A 16,932-nucleotide genomic window follows, 5' to 3' on the forward strand; every position below is an offset into this window, starting at 1 on the left:
CTGCATATTTAGCTTATTCATTTCTGCCCGTATGTTTGTGTTGTTAATCGTGTAGACTTAAATTTTAAAACGTTAATGCCGGAAAACAGGATGGAAGAGTATATTCTAAACGAAGATATCAAGGTGATGTACATTACGGCCGAATCATTTCCCAATGGGGTTTTAGCTGCACATCAAAAACTACATACTCTGTTCCCGGCAGATAAGAATCGAAAATACTTTGGCATAAGCAGACCGAACGAAAAGAGTCTAATTATCTACAAGGCCGCAGTTGAAGAAATAACTGATGGTGAAGCCGAAAAAAATGGTTTAGAAACTTTTACCATAAAGAAAGGGATGTTTATTAGTGAACTGATCCCGGATTTTATGAAAGATGTTAGTGCGGTAGGGAAAACATTTGAAAAACTGTTAGATCATCCAAACCTCGATCCGAATGGATATTGTCTTGAAATGTATATTAACGAAACCGATGTTCGCTGTATGGTGGGACTCAAAAAACTGAATAAATGACTAGTATAAATTCATATCTCACATTTAATGGCAACTGCAGGGAAGCAATGACCTTTTACAGGGATTGTTTGGGGGGAGAATTGACCCTCGAAACCATTGGTGAATCGGATCTCGCTGATAAAATGCCCAATAGCATGCGAAAAAGCATTATGCATGCTGTGCTGGCAAAAGATGATCTGGTAATTATGGCAACCGATATGGTAGAGGAACGTGGCTTAATCAAAGGAAATTCAATTTCTATGATGCTGAACTGCAGTTCGGAAGAAGAGGCCCAATCTTTTTACCGTAAACTTTCATTCGGAGGGAGAGCATCCCATCCGTTGCAGGAAACTTTTTGGGGAGCATTATTTGGTGATTTAACAGATCGCTTTGGAAATAACTGGTTAATTAATTACGATAAAAACAGATGAGTATGAAAAATTTAAAAACCTGGTATTGGATTGCCACCATTATTTTCGCACTGTTGATGATTATGGATGGTTTTGGTGGAGTTACACAACAGGAGGCTGGTAAAGAAGTACTGAAACACCTCGGCTACCCCATGTATTTGTTGATCATTGTGGGTATTGCAAAATTGCTCGGAGCGGTATCCATATTGCAAAATAAATATGTTGCGATTAAAGAGTGGGCCTATGCGGGTTTTGCCATCAACTTTATTGGCGCTTTTGCATCCAGGGTGCTTGTAGATGATGGTATATCACTATTAATCCCACCAATTATTGGTTTGATCATTATGTTTATTCCATACATTTTATGGAAGAAGTTAACCTCAAATGTTAAAATTAGTTAAAACCAAACGGCGAGTTTAGTTAAAGGCTTTTGAGAACCAAATATTGTTAACTTTGGGTATTGCAAACAACCAAACACAATACATACGGATGAAAAAGAGCCTTTTATTTATAATCGCTTTATTATTTACGACCTCAGCATTTTCTCAAAATGTTATTCAGCTATTTAACGGTGCAAACGATTTTTTTAAACTGCTGCAAGAAGAGAAATTTAAAGATGCCCATGCATTTTTTGATGATACCTTAAAAACTAAATTAACAGAGGAAAGTTTAAAGAAACTTTGGGGCGATATTGGTACCAAATTCGGTAAAGTAGAATCATTAGATGCGATTCAAAGTAAAGCCCAGGGCGAATTTTTTGCGGTAACGGTAGAAGGTAAATTTGCCAATGGCGATCAGAACTTTATTTTAGGTTTTAATAAGCTACAAAAGATTGTAGGTATCTTTCTTGCGCCTTCAAAAAAGGCTGCGACTTACTTAAAACCAACCTATGTTGATACCAGTTTGTATAGAGAAAAGTCCGTATACATTGGCCCGGCGGGAAAACAGCTGGCAGCCATAATTACCACGCCGAAAAATGTCAAAAATTTTCCGATAGTTGTTTTTGTACATGGTTCTGGTCCGGGTGATATGGATGAAACGGTTGGTGCCAATAAACCTTTTAAAGATTTGGCTGGAGGTTTGGCATCCAAGGGGATCGGCTCAGTGCGTTATGTGAAAAGAACGCTGATTTATCCAAACGAATTTACCAATGCTTATACTGTAAAAGAAGAGGTATTAGACGATGCAAGCGCTGCTATTGCTGTTGCCAGAACTGCTGTTGGGGCGGATCCTAAAAATATTTATGTGTTTGGCCATAGCTTAGGAGGTATGTTAGCGCCTAAAATAGCAACACTCACACCCGATTTGGCCGGAATTATTTTAGCCGCTGCACCTGCAAGAAAATTAACAGATATCATCGTTGATCAAAATAAGTATATGTTCGATCAGGCTAACGATACTACAGCGGTGTTAAAAAAACAACTTGCTGATGCCATTACAGAAATCGATAAAAGTAGGATTACGCAATTGGGAACTACTATAAAACCTGATTCTTCTATTTTAGGCTTGCCTGCAAAATATTGGACAGATTTAAATAATTACAATCAGGTTGCAGTTGCAAAGAGTCTATCAAAACCACGAATTTATATATTACAGGGTGGAAATGATTTCCAGGTAAGCAAAACAGATTTTGATCTATGGAGTACAGCCTTGGAGAAAAAGAAAAATGTGCACCTAAAATTCTATCCTGATCTTAACCACTTGTTAAGTCCGCAAACAGGAAAAGGCACCATGGCCCAGTATCAGGCTGCCGTAAGTGTATCAGAACCTTTGGTAAACGATATTGCACTTTGGATTAAAGGTAAATAATAGTATCTGAATATTATTTTAAAATAAGCTCTGGCCGAAAACCAGGGCTTTTTTTATTGTGTATGATGAGATCTTGCCAATGAATATAAAAACAATTCAAAAAATATGCGGTTTAAATTTAAAGGACATCTTTTAACTATCGATTATGACAGCAAAGAATAAAATCACATTTAAAGGAATTTGGGGCGTTTTAAAAGCATCTTTTACCGGATTTAATAATCATAAGGTTACCAAACTTAGTGGATCCTTAGCTTATTATACGGTGTTTTCTATGGCTCCGCTACTCGTGGTCATTATTTCTTTATGTGGTATATTTTTGGGACGTGAATTTGCCGAAGGAAAGGTTTATGCACAGCTGGAGGGCTTTTTAGGGAGAGAATCAGCAGTTTCGTTACAACAGTTGATCAAGAACGCTTATTTAGACGGTAAAAGCACTATCGCATTGATAATAGGTATTGTTACGCTATTGATTGGTGCGACAACTATTTTTGGTGATATTCAGGATTCTATTAATACCATTTGGGGTTTAAAACCTAAACCTAAAAGAGGCTGGGTAAAGATGCTGCAAAATCGGTTCCTATCGTTTTCGGTTATTATTAGTCTGGGTTTTGTGTTATTAGTCTCCTTAGGGGTTACGGCGTTATTAGATGCTTTTAGCAGCCGCCTGCAGGCCCGATTCGCAGATGTATCGGTTGTTATATTCTATATCATCAACCAAGTGGTAACCCTTGCTGTTATTTCCTTAATATTTGGTGTAATATTTAAGGTATTACCCGATGCAATTATTAAATGGCGTGATGTAATTGCGGGTGCGGTAGTAACGGCAATACTATTTATGATCGGTAAATTTGCCATTTCAATTTACATTGGCCAAAGTAATGTTGGTGGTACCTATGGCGCAACAGGTTCGTTGATTGTAATACTGTTGTGGACTTATTACTCTTCTATCATTTTATATTTTGGTGCCGAATTTACCAAAGCCTATGCAGTTGCCTACGGATCGGAGATTTATCCTTCACATTATGCAGTTACCACCAAAGAAATTGAAGTAGAAACAGAAGGTAAATCTATTCAGGATAACCATCCCGAAATTAAGGAAGAAGTCAAAAAAGCTTAAAATTATTCTCCCCAGGCCGTAATAATCAATCTTCTTTGTCCACCGCGGTTACGGTGTTCGCATAAGTAAATACCCTGCCAGGTGCCAAGTGCCAGTCTGCCATTTCTAATCGGCATGGTTACTGAGCTACCCAAAAGGGACGATTTTAAATGTGCTGGCATATCGTCCGATCCTTCATAATCGTGCTCATAATCAGGATCATTTTCCTTAACGGTTTTATTAAAGAACATTTCAAAATCTACCCGAACCGTTGGGTCGGCATTTTCATTAATGGTAAGCGAGGCTGAAGTGTGCTGTATAAAAACCTGACAAATACCAATGTTGATTTCATCAAGTTGTGGCAGGGCATCTTCAATTTCTTCTGTAATGATATGGAAGCCTCTTCTACGTTCTCGAAGTGCTATGGCTTTTTGGTATATTTTCATTGATTTTAATTCATTTTGAATCGGTCAGACAGTACCTGACCTTTTCAGTGTGGGTGAATCCGTCATGCTGAATATTTCAGCATCATTTATGTTCAAGAACCCCTAATTCAGAAGTTCGGGATCGATAATGGTCAGGATAGGCGAAATTTCATTTCAAAAACTCCACATTCCAGATTTTTTCTGCTTTTCTACCGATTAACCAGAAAGAAGCTGCCAGTACCGAAAAGAACAGCGCTTTATGCCAACTGTCCCAGAAGTATTCAAAGTAGCGTGTATAAAGGTTAATGAAGAGAAAAGTAATCCCGAATTCGCGCGCAATATCATCGCGGTATTTTAGGCCAAATACAGTGCTCAATACACAGATAGCCGCAGAGATTAATGCCCAATAAAATAAGCTTAGCTGTCTAACTGTATACCATTCTTCCAAACTGGCAAAATTTCCAAATACCGATAAGCCCCAAAGTGAAACGAACAGATAAACCATTCCGGCAATATAGGTTACCTGAAAGAAGTTTTGGGTTTTAGGAAAAGCTTTCATGATAAATGATGCTGCAGTTAGTATAGCACCAAAAACAACAAAACGAAGCGGATAATTCATACCGAGGAAATAATAGTTCCATCGGCTGAGGTAACCTGTTTCAGTTCCAAACCAGGCACCTAAAGAAATTAAAGCAAAAATCCAGATTAAACGCGAATTGAAAATATAACCTAAGGCTCCGTAAATAAAAACAGATATCAGGATCAGGATAGAGAAATTGCCAGAACCATTATCCAATGCCTTCCCGAAGTAGGCAACCGCATTTGCCGTCAGTAAAATTGCCGAAAATACGATGGCTTCGTTGCTAAACTTTAAATGAGCCAGTTTCTTTTTCCGACGAAAACCTAAGATATACAGCCATGCGGCCAATCCTCCTGAAACGATGGCAATGACAATATTCGGCGTATTATAAACCCGTTTTAAGTAGTTTAAAATCGAATTATCTATCAGTAATGAGCCCAGGGCGATAAAACCGCATGCCAAGGCTACCCAGAAGGCATATTGCGCCAACCGTAGCCAGTCGAAGTTTTTAGCCTCGTAACTTTTACGGAGTTTATTGCCTGTTTCATCATTGATTAAGCCGTCATGCTGCCACTGCTCAATCATATCATCAAGAAACTCACTCTTTTCTCTATCGACTTTCATAGGTTAGGGTATATACGAAGATATGCTTTTTAGTCCTTACTCAAAAGTCTTTAGTCTGGAGTCTAAATCGATAATAACTGCCGACTAAAGACTCTGAGTATCTATATAACTTCCTTAATTTTCTTGTTATTGCCTACAATCCAGATCACATCCCCATTATCGAATACAAAATCAGAAGAGGGATTCAATATCCGATCAGTACCTCTTTCTATCCCAACAATTAAGGCTTGTGCTTTTTCGCGGATTCCTGCATTTCTGATACTTAACCCGTAAACAGGCGATTCGGTGTGAACAACCACTTTTTGTAAGGTCATTTCTTTGTTCGGGAAATTATTTTCTTCGGCTGTTTCCGGGGTGTCAACTTCTAAAAGTGCTTTAACTGCCGCCAACTGATCATCGGCACCGATCACCAATAACTTATCGTTCGGATAAAGCCGTTCATCTCTTCCTGGGGTTGGAATATTGTTTCTACCGCGTTCTATTAAAGCAATGTTGACCCCATATTTTTCCCTGATCATCAATTCGGTAAGTGTTTTTCCAACAAGCTCCGATTCAGGAGAAACAGTAAGTTCTGTTAAGTGGGTATCCCAGGGCAAAATATCAGGTCTTTGATTTTCGCGTGCATTCAAATTCAGCATAAAACGTCTTTCCAGTTTGTCGTAAAAGGATTGCAGTTTTCTGGAAAAGATCACCATTCCTAAAATGATCAGTCCCAGCGCAATTACTGCCGCAATCCAGGTGTCGAAAAATTCATACATCAAAAAACCGACAAAGAAAATGCCTAAGGCAATTCTGAAAAACTCAATGGCAATTAGTGGTCCCCGCGTATATTTTTTATTTAGCCAAAGGTGAGAATAAGCCGTTCTTTGGATCCTCCGGATTGACAGCGCCCACAAAAATGGCGACATCAAAATGAACGAAACCACCACGCTGATGATGATTGAAGTTAAACTATTTGCAATATTGCCTACTATAAATGGCTGAACGTATCTATAAGCCAGGAAAATAATCGCAATGATGATTACGGAATGGATAATGGTGTTAAAGATGTACGACCTCAATAAAACCTTCCAATCACTTAAAGTCGTAATTCCTTCCGTACTCGAACTGTATCTTTCTATTCCATCCAGCCATTTTTTGGGTAAAACACGGTTTAAATATTGATAAAATGGCTCCGATAATTTAATCAGATAAGGTGTGGTAAAGGTAGTAATTGCTGCTGCAGCTACTGCGATCGGGTAAAGGAAATCACTCGTTACTTTAAGCGTTAAACCCAGTGAGGCAATGATGAATGAAAACTCACCGATTTGCGCCAAACTCATACCCGATTGTACCGAGGTTTTTAAAGGCTGACCTGAAAGTAGTGCCCCTAAGATGGTAAATATGATTTTTCCTAAAATAATCACCAGCGTAGCCACTAAAATGGGTACCGCATATTTAACCAGCATGGATGGATCGATCAGCATACCAACCGAAACAAAAAATACTGCCGCAAATAAATCCTTTACCGATTTGGTTAAGTGTTCGATTCTTTCTGCCTGGGTAGTTTCTGCTAAAATAGATCCCATAATAAATGCACCCAGTGCAGGGGAAAAGCCCACCTTGTCGGCCAATAGAACCATTACCAAACACAGGGCCAGTGATACCACCAGCATGGTTTCATCATTCATTAATTTCTTGGTTGCTTTAAGAAATGATGGGACCAGAAATATACCGCCCAAAAACCAAAGCACTAAAAAGAAGGCCAGTTTTAGGATGGAATAGAGCATCTCTGTGCCAGCCGATTGTTGACTTACCGCCAGGGTAGAGAAGAGTACCAATAATAAAATGGCCACCAGATCTTCAACAATCAAAACTCCGAAAACCAGACCTGCAAACTTTTTGTGTTTTAAGCCGAGCTCTTCGAATGCCTTAATGGTGATCATGGTAGATGAAATGGATAATATTCCACCTAAAAATAAGCTATCCATATCTTTCCAGCCCATGGCTTTACCCACCAGATAACCGGCTAAAATGATAAATAAGACTTTTACAATCGCTGTGATCGAAGCAGAACCGCCAACTTTAACCAGTTTTTTAAAACTGAATTCTAATCCAAGACTAAATAACAGGAAAATTACACCTATTTCGCCCCAGATGTTAATGCTTTTGGTGTCGGTTACTGATGGAAAAAAGTCCAAGTGTGAGCCAACCAATAGGCCGGCTAATATATAGCCCAAAACGAGGGGCTGTTTAATACGTTTAAATATGAGTGTGGTTATTCCTGCTGCGGCAAGGATTAATCCTAAATCGGCAATTAAATCGGGTAAATGCATCTATAAAAAATGGATAAGGGTAATTAAATAATTCATCTCCCGGTATTTTTTAAATACCAGGCATTTTACTGAAAACTCCACCTAAAGGTAGTTCGCAAATGAAATTACTTACCAAAAAACATGTTTTGGGTAGAGCATTTTAAACAGGCACCAATAATTATAGGCTAATCTTTTGATTACAACTTTGTTATTGATGGCTTTATTCTTAAAAAAAAGGAATAGCAAAAAAGCCAGGAGGATACCGGCACCTGAAGTTATTTTTATAACGTAACTGTTGATAAAATCTTTCTGTAAATTTTCACTATCCTGATTAAATCCCAGATTAACTTTTGTGTTTTTTTTACACGAAAAGAAACTGATTTTATTGTTTTTTAATGGTGCGTCGTTTCTTTTTTTCTGCGATGCGTTGGCCGCAAAATTGATGGATACAGATAAAAAGAAGATGATATAAAAAAGCCTCATTGCCGCTAATATAACGAAAATAAGGCTTTTTTAAAAGGGAAATCGGATTAAAATAGATTGATCTTGCCGTTCTACTTTAATTATTTTTTAAGTAGTCGCGTTATGCTGATCCGATAGCTATCGGATCAGGGTGACGACCGTGTTAGAATATCTGACCAGTAATTTAGCCATTAAAATAAGCCAGCGTTGCTTCCTTGTCTTTTTGCAACTGGACTGTTAAGGCCTCCAATCCGGTAAATTTTACGTCGTGGCGGAGGAATTTCAAAAAGTTCATCCTGATGTCCTGCCCGTAGATTTCCTGATTAAAATCGAAAATATTTACTTCAATGTTTCGGGTCATGCCATTAATGGTTGGACGTTGACCGATGTAGGCCATGCCTTTATAAGTCCGAAGGCCGGAGTCCGGAGTCTGAAGTCTGCTTGTCGATTCTAAGACTTCTTCCTTAAATTCGGCACTCATATCTACGGTTACAGCATAAATGCCATCACCTGGAATCAGTTTGTAAGTCTCCTCAACAAAAATGTTTGCTGTTGGGAAGCCGATTGTTCTGCCTATTTTATCACCTTTAATTACCCTTCCAAAGATAGAGAACGGATAACCCAGGTAATCATTAGCCAAACCTACATCACCAGCTAAAAGCGCTTGCCGGATTTTGGTTGAGCTTACCGCAACATCGTGGATATCCTGCTCCATAATTTCCTCAACACTAAAGCCATAGTGTAAGCCTGCGGCTTTTAGATCGCTTAAATTACCTGAACGGTCCTTTCCAAAACGGTGATCGTAACCAATGATAATATGTTTGGTGCCAATATTGTTGACCAAAGTGTTTTTGATATAATCTTCGGGTAACTGGTTGGAAAAATCACGTGTAAAAGGGGTAATAATCAGGTGATCAACTCCTAAGCCCTTTAAAATATCAGCCTTTTCGTTGATGGTATTGATCATTTTCAAATCCTGGTTTTCAGGATCGATGATCATCCGTGGATGCGGGAAAAAAGTTAAAATAACACTTTCTCCATTGTCGGCTTTTGCCTTTTCTACCAGTTGTTTAATGATTTTCTGATGTCCGAAATGTACACCGTCGAAAGTGCCAATGGTGACAATGGCATTTTCTAATTTTTTAAAATCCGAAAGGTTATTGTATATTTTCAATGGTAAAATCTATTTTAATAAATGGGTCTTGCATGAGGGATGGAAGCGGTATCCCCCGATTTTTCATCGGGGATTTAGCGTACAGCCCGACCCTTTGCCTAGCTTAGGGGCATGCCCAAATTTCTATTGTTTATTAATGTAAAGCATGGCGTTTCACCACCCCGCCTTTTAAATCGGCAATCTGTTGTTGTATCACAAAAGCGTCCGAATCGATCTGGCGGATAGTGGTTTGTAATTTGCTCATTTCCAGTTTGGTAACAACGGTAAAAATAATATCGATATCTTTCTTTTCCCCGTAACCACCTTCGCCTTTGTAAATGGTAACACCGCGTTTCATTTCATTGATGATGAAACCTTTGATGGCTTCCTGATGTTCTGAAATGATGGTTACACCAGTATATTGTTCTATCCCGTTTACGATGAAATCGATCGTGCTGGAGGCAGATAAATACGTTAAAATGGCATATAATGCAGTTTCGATATTCAGGAAATAAGCCGCAAAGGCAAAAATAATGATATTTAAGATCAGGATGATATTCCCAACGGTTAAAATACTGTTTTTACTGATGTAAAGTGCTAAAACCTCTGTTCCATCGATTACGCAGCCTCCGCGCATCGCCAGTCCGATCCCTCCACCTAAAAACAGACCGCCAAAAAATGCGATGAGCAATTTATCATGTGTAATAGGCTGAAAAGGCAGGAAAATTAAAGCTAGCGAAAGTGCAGCAATGGCAATAGCCGTTTTGAGGGCGAAACCTTTACCAATCTGTCTGTAGCCTAAAATCACGAATGGAATGTTAATGATTGCAATGAGGTATGATAAATTCCAACCCGTTAGGGTGCTTAGTAAAAGAGAGATACCGGTAACCCCTCCATCAATAAAATGGCTGGGCATTAAAAAGCTTTTTAAGCCAAAACATGCCGAAGTTACGCCTGCAATAATTAAAAGAATTTCTTTTATAAACCTGATGTTCCTGTTTTTGATGCGGTTCATGCTTCTGCTTCAGTTTTAGCTTCTTCTTTCCTGCTACGAATATAATTAACAAGTTCTAATACCTCAAACGCATCTTTGAGCAAAAAGTTTCCGCTTCGGGTACGGATAAGTTTAGAAAGATAAGCCCCGCTATTTAGCTGTTTCCCGAAATCGGATATTAAGGAACGGATATAAGTGCCTTTGCTGCACACAATCCTAAAATCGATTTCCGGCAGTTCAACCCGGGTAATTTCAAATTCGGGAACACTTACAAAACGTTTACGCAATTCTACTTCTTCACCCAATCTTGCTTTTACATATAAACGTTCGCCGTTTACCTTTACCGCGGAGTGTGCTGGTGGATACTGTTCGATATCACCAATAAAAGGTTTGCAGGCCGCATAAATTTCATTTTCGGTGATGTTGCTGATGTCGAATGTTTGATCTACCTCCGTCTCCATATCGAATGATGGGGTAGTGGCGCCCAGAATCATGGTGCCGGTATATTCTTTCTCTTCCGCCTGGAAAGTGTCTATTTGCTTGGTTAGCTTACCGGTACAGATGATTAACAAGCCTGTAGCGAGGGGGTCTAAAGTGCCGGCATGACCAACCTTTAGCTTTAAGGGTTTTAAAGAATTACGGATTTTGCCCACCACATCAAATGAAGTCCATTTGTATGGTTTGTTGATTAATAGCAATTCGCCTTCTGCAAAATTGAAATCTTTAAATTTTGAATTTTCGGTACTCACAAATCTTTTTTGCGCAAAGATACGGATTAGTTTATATCAATATGATACCCCGATAAGAACAATGCCAAGATAATGATGCCCAGGGCAATACGGTACCAACCAAAAACTTTAAATCCATGTTTGGTTAAAAAGCCTATAAACGATTTTATGGCGATGATGGCAACAATAAAGGCAACGATATTCCCAACCAATAAAAGCTTAATATTTTCGGTATTTAACAAATGATAGCCTTTTAACAGCTTGTATCCAGTTGCAGCGCACATCGTTGGTACAGCTAAAAAGAATGAAAACTCCGCTGCGGCACTTTTTGTTAATTTTTGACTCATCCCGCCTAAAATTGTCGCCGCACTTCTACTTAAGCCTGGGAAAGCAATAGCCAATACCTGAAAGAAACCGATCTTTAGCGCAGTCGCGTTTGTAATTTCTTTCTCGTTATCAATCGTAGGGTTTTTAAACCATTTGTCGACCAAAAGAAGAATTACACCACCAACGAGTAAAACCGCAGAGATAAATATCGGGTTACCCAAAGTGTTATCAATAAAGTCGTTTAGAAGGAAACCAAAAACTAAAGCCGGTATAACGGCAATGATTAATTTCAGATAGAATTTCCAGTCTGAAAAGTTAAAGAATTTTTTCCAGTAAATCACCACTACAGCCAGGATCGCACCCAGTTGGATGGCAACTTCAAAAAGCTTTACAAAATCATCTTTTCCAATTCCCATCAAAGCAGATGTTATGGCCATGTGCCCCGTGCTCGATACAGGCAAAAATTCAGTTAATCCCTCAATAATGGCCAGGATAATGGCTTCGAAGTAGTTCATATTTTTAGAAAAGAAGGGGAATAAGGAAAAGGCTTAATCAATAAATTAAGCGTTTCAAAGTATAATCCTATGTATAAATTTATTTTTTTAGGATCGCATAAATCCCGAAAGCAAAACCAGCCAACACCACTATCGGTGCCAATAAAGTTCTTCTGAAATCATAAATATCGCCGGTGGTACCCATCATCAGGATAAAGCCAACTGCAACAATTGCGATGCTGATCAATAATAACTGGTAGTTTTTTTTGGTAAAAACCAATTCGCTTTTAACGTCCTTTACAATCGGACCTGTTTTTTTTTCTGCCATTATCTATAAAGATGATAAGATTTTAAACGTAAATATCTGCTTACTGCAAACCATGTACTAATGCCTGTTATAAAAATACCAACAATTAAAAGGCCTATAAATACGAAGCCAAATTCCTGATAGTTATTTAAAATAATAATTTCTGGTACTTCTTTTCGGGCGTAAATTAGCGTAGCCAATAAAATGATGATGGCAATAAACGCTGCAATTAAGCCGTGCAAAGCAGCATACAGTAAAAAAGGACGTCGAATAAAATTTTTCGTTGCACCAACCAGCTGCATACTTTTAATTAAAAATCGCTGCGAATATATTGCTAAGCGTATGGTGTTGTTAATCAGCGCGATAGAGATAATCAATAGCAGTGCGGCAAAGGCTAAAATAATTAAACCAATGGTGTTGATATTCTTATTCACCATATCAATTAAAGAGCTTTGGTAAACCACTTCTTTAACCACCGGGTTTTTAGAAATACTGGCCTTTAGCGCATCAATGCTTTTATTGTTCGCATATTCTGCTTTTAAGTAGACGTCGAAGGTAGAAGTTAGCGGATTGTATCCTAAAAAGTTAACAAAATCTTCGCCCAAATCCTGAGTTAAGTTTCTGGCTGCAAGTTCTTTATTTACATATTGAGTTTGCTTTACCGCAGGGTTTGTATTCAGCTCTTTCTGGAAGGCCAAAACATCTGCTTCTTTAGCACCTTCATCAACAATAATGTTTAAAACAATGTTTTCTTTAACGTAGTTAGATAGGTTTTTGGCGTGTACAAGTACCAACCCAAGCAGCCCTAGCATTAATAAAACCAACGCAATACTAATTATAGTAGAGATATAAACGGTTTTGGTTTTCTTAGATGCATCACTTACTTCGAATTCTTCCATGTATTTCATTTTTGTTTCTGCGAAAATATAAATTATACCTGATAAACACCAATTAATGATTGCTAAATGAATATAAACGCATCTGTTTAGCTTTTAGTTTGTGTATGAATTCTTTAATTAAATTTGCTATTGATCAAAACGCGGTACGAAATTTGTTAAAACGGCGTTAATTATGGATATCTTAAAACTAAATTTAACTATGAAAAGACAAATTACTATTCTGAGCCTATTGTTACTAGTTACGTCTACAATTATCTCTTGTAAGAAAGATGAGACTTCATTAAAAGCTCAAATGTTGGGCAAATGGACCTTAAATAAGATTGTAACTTCAGGTTATACTGCTGAAGAGACATTAAAAGACCCTAAAAAGATTAATGGAACTGTTAATTATGGTACAACAAGTGATTATGTTGATTATAAATCGAATAATGATGACCAGGTTGAGCTAAGTTTATCGGGAAACAGGACAATTGGCACGTATGTGATCATTTATTCTAATCAATTCAGTATGGATATCAATGATGGGTTGAACTTTTGTACAATAAATAGTATTACTGCAAATAAATTGGAGTTTACCGCTAAAATTGATAAAACAAACATTACAAAAGTATATTCACTGTCGAGATAAGATCTTAATCCCCCGATTATTTGCTTGCGCCATTGGTTTTTAATATCAATGGCGCATTTTTTTTACGACGGTGTTGATGGTGTGCAGGGTGTGTCAGTTGTTTCCAGCTAACACTAGGAGCAGATCGCCTGAGTATCCCTTTTTTTAATACTCAGATTGTCAGATGATGCCATCTGACGATCTAATAAAAGGAAATTTCAACCCTAACTTCTTCAGGTTCTGCATTTCTGTTGGCAAAATATTATCATGAATCTGCTTTTTTAAGCCCCTTTATTTCCGTATTTTTGCACCTTTAAAAATTTAAAACTTGCAATGGATTACCAATTCAAAGAAATAGAACAAAAGTGGCAGAAATTTTGGGCAGATCATCATACATTTAAAGCCGAAAGTAATTCTGATAAACCAAAATATTACGTGTTAGATATGTTTCCCTATCCATCGGGAGCAGGTTTGCACGTTGGTCACCCACTGGGTTACATTGCATCTGATATATTTTCGAGATACAAACGCCTGAAAGGCTTTAATGTATTGCACCCCATGGGATACGATTCGTTCGGATTACCAGCAGAGCAATACGCCATACAAACCGGTCAGCATCCGGCCATCACCACTGAAGCAAACATTGCCACCTACCGCCGTCAGTTAGATCAGATTGGTTTTTCTTTCGATTGGAGCAGGGAAGTACGTACCAGTGAGCCCTCTTATTACAAGTGGACGCAATGGATTTTTATGCAATTGTTCAATTCCTGGTATAATATCGAAAACGATAGGGCAGAAGATATCACCACTTTGATTGAGAAATTCAATGCATCTGGCACAGCTGATGTTAAAGCCGTTTGTGACGAAGATACCAAAGCATTTATGCCGAGCGATTGGGCAACTTTTACTGATGAGGAAAAACAGATTGAATTATTAAAATACCGTTTAACCTACCTTCGCGAGAGTACTGTAAACTGGTGCCCGGCATTAGGGACGGTTTTAGCCAATGATGAGGTTAAGGATGGTTTTTCTGAGCGTGGTGGTTTTCCGGTTGAACAAAAGAAAATGATGCAGTGGAGTATGCGGATTACCGCTTATTCTGATCGTCTTTTGCAAGGTTTGGATACCATCGACTGGCCGGAGCCGATTAAAGAAATGCAACGCAACTGGATTGGTAAGAGCGTTGGTGCATCCGTTAAATTTCAGGTGGAAGGAAACGACAAACAGATTGAAGTATTCACCACCCGTGTAGATACGATTTTTGGTGTTTCTTATCTGGTGCTGGCACCAGAGCACGAATGGGTTGCAGAATTGACTACACCTGAGCAAAAACAGGATATCGCAAACTACATCTCCCAAACCAAAAAGAAATCAGAATTAGACCGTATGGCCGATACCAAAACGGTATCAGGCGCTTTTACAGGGACCTATGTAATTAATCCGGTAAGTGGCGAACGTGTTCAATTGTGGATTGCCGATTATGTGTTGGCAGGTTATGGAACAGGTGCAGTAATGGGGGTGCCAAGTGGCGATCAGCGCGACTGGTTATTCGCTACACACTTCAACTTGCCGATCATCCAGATTTTAGACGGTCAAAAAGATATTGATATTCAGGCAGATCCAACGAAAGAAGGAAAATACATTAACTCCGGTTTCATTAATGGAATGGGGTATAAGGAAGCGGTTTCATTCCTAAATAATTGGTTAGAAGTAGAAAAAGTAGGAAAGGCAAAAGTAAACTTCCGTCAGCGCGACGCGATTTTTGGTCGCCAGCGTTATTGGGGTGAACCGATTCCGGTTTACTTTAAAGACGGGTTGCCGTATTTGGTAAAAGAAGAGGAATTACCATTGTTGCTCCCTGAAATTGATAAATATTTGCCAACTGAGACAGGCGAACCGCCTTTGGCCAGGGCCGAAAACTGGGTGCCAAAAGATGGTGGACATTACGAATTAAGCACCATGCCGGGTTGGGCGGGAAGCAGCTGGTACTGGTACCGTTATATGGATGCCAATAACAACAGCGATTTTGCTTCAAAAGAAGCTGTTGAATACTGGAAAGATGTGGATTTGTATATCGGTGGTTCTGAGCACGCTACAGGTCACTTATTGTACAGTCGTTTCTGGAATAAATTTTTGAAAGATTTGGGTTATACCAAAGAAGAGGAGCCGTTCAAAAAGCTGATCAACCAGGGCATGATCCAGGGAAGAAGTAATTTTGTTTACCGCATTAATGATGAAAACGGAAAACCTACCCATACTTATGTTTCTGCTGGTTTAAGAAAAGAATATAAAACTTCGGCATTACATGTGGATGTAAACATTGTTGAAAACGACACTTTAGACATCGCCAAATTTAAAGCCTGGAGAGAAGAATATGCCAACGCAGAATTTATTTTGGAAGGTGGAAAATACATCTGTGGCGTTGAGGTAGAAAAAATGTCGAAATCGAAATTCAACGTGGTTAATCCCGATGATTTGATTGAACGTTATGGTGCCGATACTTTGCGGATGTACGAAATGTTCTTAGGCCCGTTAGAGCAAAGTAAACCCTGGAATACAAATGGTATCGAAGGTGTATTTAAGTTCTTGCGTAAATTCTGGCGTTTGTTCCACAACGAAGAATGGACTTTCCACGTAAATGATGCGGTACCTACGAAAGCGGAGTTAAAATCGCTGCACAAAATCATTAAAAAAGTACAGGATGATATCGAACGTTTCTCGTTCAATACTTCGGTATCAAGTTTTATGATTGCGGTAAATGAATTAACTGATCTGAAATGCAAAAACCGTCAGGTTTTGGAAGATATGGTGATTATTTTATCGCCATATGCACCACATATCTGCGAAGAACTTTGGGTATTATTGGGTAACGAAGCTGGAACTTTATCTTATACGGCTTTCCCGACATTTAAACCTGAATATTTGGTAGAGGATGAATTTGCATATCCGGTTTCAATCAACGGTAAAATGAAAATGAACCTGAACTTGAGTTTAACCTTAACTCAGCCGGAAGTAGAAAGTATTTTATTTGCTGATGAGCAATTCCAGAAGTTCCTGGATGGAAAACCAACCAAAAAGATCATTTTCGTTAAAGGAAAGATTATTAATGTGGTGGTGTAAAGAGGTAGAAGGCGGAAGGTATTGAGGTAGCGGGTTTCCTCGCATTTACCTTAAGTTTTAAAAATAGAAAAACCCGGATTACGTTTCGTAACCCGGGTTTTTTGTTAATGCTTA

The 16,932-nt window shown here is 38.5% G+C and carries 17 protein-coding genes; 7 read left to right on the plus strand and 10 right to left on the minus strand.

From position 1 onward, the window contains the following. The first annotated feature begins 75 nt into the window (after positions 1-75). From AC04Q1_RS15390 to AC04Q1_RS15410, 5 genes are all read left to right on the plus strand, one after another. The gene (locus tag AC04Q1_RS15390) at positions 76-510 is read left to right on the plus strand and encodes a transcriptional regulator (RefSeq protein ID WP_478365470.1); all 435 of its coding nucleotides are present in this window, start codon (positions 76-78) and stop codon (positions 508-510) included. After that, a complete protein-coding gene (locus AC04Q1_RS15395; RefSeq protein ID WP_478365471.1) occupies positions 507-920 on the plus strand; it encodes a VOC family protein in 414 nt (137 codons plus the stop codon). Before AC04Q1_RS15390 ends, AC04Q1_RS15395 begins: the two co-directional genes overlap by 4 nt. Positions 921-922: 2 nt before the next feature. Next, positions 923-1,300, plus strand: coding sequence for a DoxX family protein (locus AC04Q1_RS15400; protein ID WP_478365472.1), 378 nt, complete (start codon positions 923-925; stop codon positions 1,298-1,300). A gap of 88 nt (positions 1,301-1,388) precedes the next feature. Further along, positions 1,389-2,708, plus strand: a complete 1,320-nt coding sequence (locus AC04Q1_RS15405; RefSeq protein WP_478365473.1) for an alpha/beta hydrolase — start codon at positions 1,389-1,391, stop codon at positions 2,706-2,708. Positions 2,709-2,853: 145 nt separating this feature from the next. Then, positions 2,854-3,825, plus strand: a complete 972-nt coding sequence (locus AC04Q1_RS15410; protein ID WP_478365474.1) for a YihY/virulence factor BrkB family protein — start codon at positions 2,854-2,856, stop codon at positions 3,823-3,825. Positions 3,826-3,827: 2 nt separating this feature from the next. On the opposite strand, the gene AC04Q1_RS15415 is transcribed toward AC04Q1_RS15410, so the two are convergent. The 10 genes from AC04Q1_RS15415 to AC04Q1_RS15460 all read right to left on the minus strand — a co-directional run bounded on the left by AC04Q1_RS15415 (position 3,828) and on the right by AC04Q1_RS15460 (position 13,091). Continuing rightward, the gene (locus AC04Q1_RS15415) at positions 3,828-4,250 is read right to left on the minus strand and encodes a secondary thiamine-phosphate synthase enzyme YjbQ (RefSeq protein ID WP_478365475.1); all 423 of its coding nucleotides are present in this window, start codon (positions 4,248-4,250) and stop codon (positions 3,828-3,830) included. Between the two features lie 148 nt (positions 4,251-4,398). Continuing rightward, complete coding sequence (locus AC04Q1_RS15420) at positions 4,399-5,433, minus strand: DUF2157 domain-containing protein (protein ID WP_478365476.1); 1,035 nt, start codon at positions 5,431-5,433, stop codon at positions 4,399-4,401. 101 nt (positions 5,434-5,534) lie between these two features. Next, positions 5,535-7,748, minus strand: coding sequence for a monovalent cation:proton antiporter family protein (locus AC04Q1_RS15425; protein ID WP_478365477.1), 2,214 nt, complete (start codon positions 7,746-7,748; stop codon positions 5,535-5,537). A 108-nt stretch (positions 7,749-7,856) separates the two neighbouring features. After that, on the minus strand, positions 7,857-8,210 hold the full coding sequence (locus AC04Q1_RS15430) for a hypothetical protein (RefSeq protein WP_478365478.1): 354 nt from the start codon (positions 8,208-8,210) through the stop codon (positions 7,857-7,859). Positions 8,211-8,373: 163 nt separating this feature from the next. Beyond that, a complete protein-coding gene (locus AC04Q1_RS15435) occupies positions 8,374-9,363 on the minus strand; it encodes a bifunctional riboflavin kinase/FAD synthetase (RefSeq protein WP_478365479.1) in 990 nt (329 codons plus the stop codon). A gap of 133 nt (positions 9,364-9,496) precedes the next feature. Then, on the minus strand, positions 9,497-10,357 hold the full coding sequence (locus AC04Q1_RS15440; RefSeq protein ID WP_478365480.1) for a YitT family protein: 861 nt from the start codon (positions 10,355-10,357) through the stop codon (positions 9,497-9,499). Next, the gene (truB, locus tag AC04Q1_RS15445) at positions 10,354-11,085 is read right to left on the minus strand and encodes a tRNA pseudouridine(55) synthase TruB (protein WP_478365481.1); all 732 of its coding nucleotides are present in this window, start codon (positions 11,083-11,085) and stop codon (positions 10,354-10,356) included. Before truB ends, AC04Q1_RS15440 begins: the two co-directional genes overlap by 4 nt. 26 nt (positions 11,086-11,111) lie before the next feature. Next, the gene (locus AC04Q1_RS15450) at positions 11,112-11,906 is read right to left on the minus strand and encodes an undecaprenyl-diphosphate phosphatase (RefSeq protein ID WP_478365482.1); all 795 of its coding nucleotides are present in this window, start codon (positions 11,904-11,906) and stop codon (positions 11,112-11,114) included. 79 nt (positions 11,907-11,985) lie between these two features. Further along, positions 11,986-12,213 (minus strand): DUF3098 domain-containing protein, encoded by a 228-nt coding sequence (locus AC04Q1_RS15455; RefSeq protein ID WP_478365483.1) that lies wholly within the window; start codon positions 12,211-12,213, stop codon positions 11,986-11,988. Beyond that, positions 12,213-13,091 (minus strand): cell division protein FtsX, encoded by an 879-nt coding sequence (locus AC04Q1_RS15460; RefSeq protein ID WP_055907594.1) that lies wholly within the window; start codon positions 13,089-13,091, stop codon positions 12,213-12,215. The genes AC04Q1_RS15455 and AC04Q1_RS15460 overlap by 1 nt, the downstream gene beginning before the upstream one ends. A 229-nt stretch (positions 13,092-13,320) precedes the next feature. On the opposite strand from AC04Q1_RS15460, the gene AC04Q1_RS15465 reads away from it, so the two are divergent. Beyond that, positions 13,321-13,719, plus strand: a complete 399-nt coding sequence (locus tag AC04Q1_RS15465) for a hypothetical protein (protein WP_478365484.1) — start codon at positions 13,321-13,323, stop codon at positions 13,717-13,719. A gap of 312 nt (positions 13,720-14,031) precedes the next feature. Further along, positions 14,032-16,818, plus strand: a complete 2,787-nt coding sequence (gene leuS, locus AC04Q1_RS15470; protein ID WP_478365485.1) for a leucine--tRNA ligase — start codon at positions 14,032-14,034, stop codon at positions 16,816-16,818. Positions 16,819-16,932: the final 114 nt, after the last annotated feature.

This window comes from Pedobacter humicola (assembly GCF_056490705.1).